Raw genomic sequence first — 6,797 nt, forward strand, 5'->3', positions numbered from 1 at the left:
TCCTCGCCCTCAGAGCTGCTCGACCAGAGCGAGCGACCAGGGGGCGAGGACGGTGTCGAGGCGCAGGACACCGTCCGGGCCGGCGAGGACGGTGCGCACGTCGGTGGCGCGGGCCTGCCGGTCGATGTGGGCGAGCTGTTCGCGGGTGGGCGCGGCCGGGGAGCCGAGCGCGTGCCAGGCGCCGATCGCGTTGCCGTGCTCGGCGTCCAGCACCTCCACCCGGAAGGCGGCGCCCGCGGGCAGTCCGCCCAGTTCGAGGACGAGCCGTCGGGGGGTGCCCTTGGCCTGGGTGGTCTCGGCCACCTCACGGCTGTCGAACGAGGCGGGCACCGACTTGGGTTCCTCCCGCGGGTAGTGGTGGACGAGCGCGGTGAGCCTGCCACTGGCCGCATGCCGGGTCAGGACGTGGTCCTCACCGCGTTCGATCAGCTCGTCGCCGAGCGCGTGCAGCATGCGGTAGGCGTGGAAGGTGGGCTTGGGGATACCGGGCAGCGTGATCATGCCGAAGCCGCCGTGGAACAGCTCGTCGCCGGCCCCGCCCTCCTCGAACACGTCCGTGAAGGTCCAGTACGACAGCGAGTGCACGGTGTCGAGGGAGTGCAGCAGCGAGCGGGTCACGTAGGTGGCCGCGGGCAGCGTGTCGTGCGTGTGGTCGCGCGGCGAGGAGGACGAGGACCACTCGGTGAGGTGGATCTCGGCGTCCGGGTAGGCGCTCTTCCCGATCAGTTCGCGCAGCAGCGCCAGGTCGACCGGGGTGGCGTCCTTGCCGCGGGTGAGCTTCTCGCCCTGGCCGTGTTCGTCGAGTGCCCAGTCCGTGGGGTACGGGTGGGTGGAGACGAAGTCGACGGGCAGCTCGCGCTCGACGCAGAAGTCGAGGAAGGCCTGCATCCACACCGGGCGCCAGTCGAGGTCGTCGATGTCGTCGCGGCCCGCCACGATGCGGCGGGAGACGTCCTCGGACTCGCCGCCGAAGCGCTCGTCGGGCACGAAGTTGGAGGTCGCGGGGCCGCCGACGCGGAGCTGGGCGTCCACGTCCTTGACCGCGCGCGCTGTCACCTCGTACAGCTCGAAGTACTCGGAGCGGGTGCCGTGGAAGAAGCCCCAGAGATTGGCCTCGTTCCACACCTCGAAGTACCAGGAGCGGACCTCGTCGAGGCCGTAGCGGGTGATCCAGTGGCGGGTGATGCGCGCGATGAGGGCGCTCCACTTGCCGAGGTCGGTGGGCGGCGAGCCGTGCGCTCCCCACCAGAAGACGGTGTTGGTCTCGCGGGCCAGGGCGCGCGGGCTGAAGCCGAACTCGACGAAGGGGCGGACCCCCAGGTCGAGGAGGAAGTCGAAGAGCGCGTCGACGTACTGGAAGTTGTAGACGGGTTCACCGTCCTCGGTCTCCGTGTAGACGAACATGTCGTCGTGGAAGAGTCCGTGGAAGCGGATGTACTCGAACCCGCAGGCCGCGTGTGCCTCGGTGAGCTGGCGCTGCCAGTCGGCGCGCAGTCCCTCGTTGGCCCGGCCGGCACCGACGACGCGGCTCCAGTAGTGCGGCAGCGGCGTCGAGGGGGCGTGCGCGAGGGCGCTGACGGAGATGTCGCCCGGCATGATGGTCCTTCCGTCCTGGCGTGCGGGTTCCTCATTAAATCAAAATGATAGACATAAGACCAGTGGGGGCCGAGGGCAGGCCGGTGGGCCTCGTGCGGTCGCCGGCCGCGGCTGGCGCCGCGCGGACCGCGCCAGCTGTGAGGACGAGAGCCCGTGGTGTGCGCGGGCCGCGTGGTGCGCCTGCGGGGGTGCCACGGCCGACGCGGAAAGCGGTAAGCCGGTTGCCGGTGTTGTGGTCCCCGGGGTCTTGTCGTGCCCCCGACGACGCGACTATGTTGCCGGGGCGCCTGTTGACGGAGGGGCGGACTGCCGCCGCCTTACCTCTCCCCACCCCAGCCGGCGCGGTATCCGTGCACGGCCGGACCCCTGGGGACGGTCGTGCCGATGAGGCAGACCGAGAGGGCATTCCCCATGAGCATCTCCAGACGTTCCTTCGTCCTGTCCGGCGCCGCTGTGGCGGCGGCCGGCGGTATGGCGGCGACGCGGGCCAGCGCGTCGCCCGCGCCCGCCGCAAGCCCGGCCGCCTCCCCCGCGGGTGACGTGGTCGGCAAGATAACCGTCGGCTACCAGGGCTGGTTCGCGTGCAAGGGCGACAGCGCCCCGATCGGCGGTTGGTGGCACTGGAGCCCCGACATGAGCAAGGCGCCCGCGCAGGGCGCGAGCAGTGCCAAGTCCTGGCCCGACGTGGCGGACTACACACGCACCTATCCCACCGCGATGGCGGACCTGAACGGCGGCGGCAAGGCTGCTCTGTTCTCGTCCTGGGACCAGCAGTCGGTGGACACCCACTTCCGCTGGATGCGGGAGAACAACATCGACACCGCCGCACTCCAGCGCTTCAACCCCTTCAGCCCGGAGGGCCCCACGCGCGACGGCATGGCGCAGAAGGTGCGGCAGGCGGCGGAAGCCAACGGCCGGAAGTTCTACATCATGTACGACGTCACCGGCTGGACCGCGATGCAGTCCGAGATCAAACAGGACTGGACCGAGAAGATGAGGGCGCACACCTCCTCCAGTGCCTACGCGCGGCAGAACGGCAAGCCGGTGGTCTGCGTATGGGGTTTCGGGTTCAGCGACGACGCCCGCCCCTTCGCCCCGGCCCCGTGCCTCGATGTCATCAACTGGTTGAAGGACCAGGGCTGTTACGTCATCGGCGGGGTTCCTACTCACTGGCGAACCGGCACCGAGGATTCGCGCGCCGGCTTCGGGGACGTCTACCGCGCCTTCCACATGATCTCGCCCTGGATGGTGGGCCGCATCGGCAGCGCCGAGCAGTCCGACCAGTTCTACCGCGACATCAACACCCCCGACCAGGCGGACTGCGACACGCACGGCATCGACTACCAGCCGTGCGTGATGCCGGGTGACCTCCAGGAGGGGCAGCGGGCCCACGGGGACTTCATGTGGCGGCAGTTCTACAACATGAAGCGGGTGGGCGCGCAGGGCATCTACATCTCCATGTTCGACGAGTACAACGAGGGCAACCAGATCGCGAAGACGGCGGCGACCGCCGCCGACGTGCCGTCCGGTTCCGGGGTCAGGGCGTTGGACGAGGACGGCACCACCTGCTCCTCGGACTACTACCTGCGGCTGACCGGCGACGGCGGGCGCATGCTCAAGGGTGAGCTTCCGCTGACCGAGACCCGGCCCACCCCCACCACGGTGTAGCCGAAAGGCAGTCGTGACAAGCGGCTGATGGCGGAGCGAGCACGGCCCCCTTGCGGATCCTGAGGCTTGGCCACCTTCACGATCCGCAAGGGGGGTCCGTGTCCGTCTTCGCTCGCGTCGGTCTCCCGGCCCCTCCCCCGCGTTCGGCGCGCCGGGCAGACGGACGACTCAGTTCCGGTCGGACTCCCCCTGGCCGCGTGCGATCTCCTTCACCTTGGCGACGGCGTACCCCCAGCCCTGCCCCACCGTCGGTTTGGCCGGTACGGCGATCTCGTCGGGGTTCGTGAGCACGTCGAGCAGAACGGGGCCCGGCGTGTCGAGGGCCCGCCGTACCGACTCCTCCAGCTCGCCGGGGTCCGTCACCCGGATGCCGGTGATGCCCATGGCCGTGGCGACGGCGGCGAAGTCGGGGTTGTCCAGCTCGGTGCCGAACTCAGGCAGTCCGGCCTGTTCCTGTTCCAGCTTGACCATGCCGAGGCGCCGGTTGTCGAAGACGACCAGTTTGACGGGCAGCTTGCCGGTCTTGAGTGTCATGAGGTCGCCGAGCAGCATGCTCAGACCGCCGTCGCCGCAGAACGCGACCACCTGCCGTTCCCGGTCCAGGCACTGGGCGCCGAGTGCGTGCGGCATGGCGTTGGCCATGGAACCGAGGTTGTACGAGCCGAGCAGCCGGCGCTCCCCGCGCATCTCCACGAACCGTGAGAGCCATACCGTGGCCATGCCGGTGTCGGAGGTGAAGACGGCGTCATCGGCGGCGAGCCGGTCGACCGTCGCGGCGAGTGCCTCCGGCCTGATCCCGTGTTCCGGGTTGTCGAACGCGGCTCGGATCCGCCCGGCCGTCCGCTCGTCGTGCTTCGGATCGGCCAGCCGGCTCTGGCCGTGACGCCAGGTTTCGAACTCCTTCCGGGCCTTGTCCAGGTGCTTGCGGTCGCGGTCTTCCCCGGCTCCCAGGCACGTGAGCAGATCGCGGACCGTGGCGGCCACGTCGCCGACGAGGCCGGCCTGGACCGGTACCCGGCGGCCGATGTGGGTGGGTTCGGTGTCCACCTGGATGACCGTGCGCCCCTCGGGATACCACTCGCGGTACGGGAAGTCCGTGCCCAGCAGGAGGAGCGTGTCGGCCTCCTGCATCGCGGAGGCCGCTGCCGGGTTGCCGATCAGCCCGGTCTGGCCGACCTGGAAGGGGTTGCCCTCGCCCTCGAACCCCTCCTTCGCCTTCAGGGTCAGCACCATCGGGGCGGCCAGACGGTCGGCGAGCGCCAGTACGTCCGCACGGGCCGCGCGGGCGCCCTGTCCGACGAGGAGGGTCACGCGTCCGCCGCCCTCCAGGAGGCCGGCCGCGTTGCGGACGGCGGACTCCTCCGGCCGCGTCACCGCCCCGCTCAGGGAGAAGCGGGCTTTGCGGTCCGTGCTCAGCTTCCGGTCGCCGATGTCGCCCGGCACGGTGAGCACGGCGACGCCCTTGCGGCCCAGGGCGTTGCGGACGGCCGCCTCCAGCATCTGCGGCAGCTGGTCGGGGGAGGAGACCGTGGCACGGAATACCGCGACATCGCTGAAGAGGGCGTCGTTGTCGACCTCCTGGAAGGCCTCGCTGCCGATCTCCGCCAGTGGCACCTGCCCCGCGATCGCCAGGACGGGAGTGCGGCTCTTGGCCGCGTCGTAGAGTCCGTTGAGCAGGTGAACCGAACCCGGGCCGACGGTTCCCATACAGACGCCGAGGCGGCCGGAGAGCTGGGACTGGGCACTCGCGGCGAACGCCGCGGCCTCCTCGTGGCGGCAGCCCACCCACTCCACGTCCTCGGTGAGCCGGATGGCCTCTGTCAGCGGATTCAGCGCGTCTCCGACGACGCCGAACACCTGGCTCACGCCGAGTTCGGTCAGTGCGTCGACGATGACGTGGGCAACGGTACGGGGCACAAGGTCCTCCTGGTCAGACTGTGAAGTGGTCGGGGTCCGCGGCTTGCCAGTCGGCGGCCCAGGACGAAGGGGGCGCGGCAAGAAGCTCTCCCGGCGCGAGCCATTCGTACATCTCGTCGAAGGAACGCAGCGTGTAGGGATCGACGCGGCGCTGAAGCATGTGCGGACGCAGCTGGTCCGGGTCCGTGACACCCATGGAGGCCATGATCTGGAGCGCGCCGGCCACCGTCGCCTCCTGGAACCTCTGGACCCGCACCGACTTGTCCGCGACGTTCAGGGCGCGGGCGCGCCGGGGGTCCTGGGTGGTGACGCCCGTGGGGCAGGTGTTGGTGTGACAGCGCTGCGCCTGTATGCAGCCCACGGCGAACATCATCGCGCGGGCCGAGTTCGTGTAGTCGGCGCCTTGGAGGAGCCTCTTGACCAGGTCGGACCCCGTGGCGATCTTGCCGCTGGCGCCGATCCTGATCCGGTCCCGCAGGTCGGCGCCGACCAGGGCGTTGTGCACGGTGAGCAGGCCGTCGGTGAGGGGCGTGCCGATGTGGTCGGCGAACTCCAGCGGCGCCGCGCCCGTGCCGCCCTCGGCGCCGTCCACGATGATGAAATCAGGTGTCGTGCCCTCCTCCACCATGGCCTTGCACACGGCGAGGAACTGCCGCCGCGAGCCGGGGCAGAGCTTGAACCCCGCAGGTTTGCCGCCCGCCAGTTCCCGCATCCGTGCCACGAAGCGGACCAGTTCACGCGGTGTGGAGAACACCTGGTGGTACGGGGGCGAGGTCACCGTCTTCCCCTGGGGCACGCCTCGTACCCGGGCGATCTCCGCGTTGACCTTCGCGCCCGGCAGCACACCGCCGATGCCGGGCTTGGCGCCCTGGGACAGCTTGAGCGACACACACTTCACCTGGTCGTGCGCCGCCTTTTCGGCGAACTGCCCGGCGTCGAAGCCGCCGTCCTCGGTCCTGCATCCGAAGTAGCCGGTGCCGATCTCCCAGACGAGGTCTCCCCCGGGCCGCAGGTGGTAGTCGGACATGCCGCCCTCACCCGTGTCGTGGGCGAAGTTCCCGCGTGCCGCACCGGTATTGAGCGCCAGGACCGCGTTCGCGGAGAGTGAGCCGAAGCTCATGGCGGAGACGTTGAGCAGTGCCATGTCGTACGGCTGGGTGCAGTCCGGGCCGCCGATCCTGACCCGTGGTGGTGTCTCCGGAACCCCGCGGGGCGCCATCGACGGGACGAGGAATTCGTGGCCGGTCCGGTAGACGTCCCGCTCCGTACCGAACGGTTCCTCGGCGTCCGTGCCCTTCGCACGCTCGTACACGAGGCTGCGCACGTCCCGGTCGAAGGGGCGGCCGTCGTAATTCCGCTCCACGAAGTACTGCTGGAGTTCGGGGCGGAGCTTCTCCAGGAGGAAACGCGCGTGCCCGATCACGGGATAGTTGCGCAGCACCGAATGTCTGCGCTGCGTGAGATCCCACGTCCCGAGCAGGCCCAGGAGAGCGAGCGGCACACAGGCAGTCCACCACCACGGTGAAATCCCTACCGCCGCGCTTCCCGTTCCCAGGGCCGCGAGCAGTGTCAGACCAACAGAACCGATTCGTATCACTACAGACGGATTGCCCGGT

The 6,797-nt window shown here is 69.8% G+C and carries 4 protein-coding genes; 1 reads left to right on the forward strand and 3 read right to left on the reverse strand.

The features are described from left to right. Positions 1 to 9 precede the first annotated feature (9 nt). Positions 10 to 1,596: a beta-xylosidase gene (locus ACIP89_RS33805; protein WP_401923837.1), complete on the reverse strand. Its 1,587-nt coding sequence runs from the start codon at positions 1,594 to 1,596 to the stop codon at positions 10 to 12. Between the two features lie 411 nt (positions 1,597 to 2,007). On the opposite strand from ACIP89_RS33805, the gene ACIP89_RS33810 reads away from it, so the two are divergent. Next, positions 2,008 to 3,264 carry a glycoside hydrolase family 71/99-like protein gene (locus ACIP89_RS33810; protein WP_402118193.1) on the forward strand — a complete coding sequence of 419 codons (1,257 nt, stop codon included), beginning with the start codon at positions 2,008 to 2,010 and terminating at the stop codon, positions 3,262 to 3,264. A 168-nt stretch (positions 3,265 to 3,432) separates the two neighbouring features. Here the strand turns inward: ACIP89_RS33810 and ACIP89_RS33815 are convergent, their stop codons facing one another. Continuing rightward, on the reverse strand, positions 3,433 to 5,181 hold the full coding sequence (locus ACIP89_RS33815; RefSeq protein WP_402118194.1) for a thiamine pyrophosphate-dependent enzyme: 1,749 nt from the start codon (positions 5,179 to 5,181) through the stop codon (positions 3,433 to 3,435). Between the two features lie 13 nt (positions 5,182 to 5,194). Further along, entirely contained in the window at positions 5,195 to 6,778 is a 1,584-nt protein-coding gene (locus ACIP89_RS33820) for an FMN-binding glutamate synthase family protein (RefSeq protein ID WP_402118196.1), read from the reverse strand. Positions 6,779 to 6,797 lie beyond the last annotated feature (19 nt).

This window comes from Streptomyces sp. NPDC088730 (assembly GCF_044751215.1).
Classification (GTDB): domain Bacteria; phylum Actinomycetota; class Actinomycetes; order Streptomycetales; family Streptomycetaceae; genus Streptomyces.

Coding starts and splice junctions, on each gene's coding strand:
- ACIP89_RS33805 (WP_401923837.1), bottom strand. CDS start 1,596: ATGCCGGGCGACATCTCCGTCAGCGCCCTCGCGCACGCCCCCTCGACG.
- ACIP89_RS33810 (WP_402118193.1), top strand. CDS start 2,008: ATGAGCATCTCCAGACGTTCCTTCGTCCTGTCCGGCGCCGCTGTGGCG.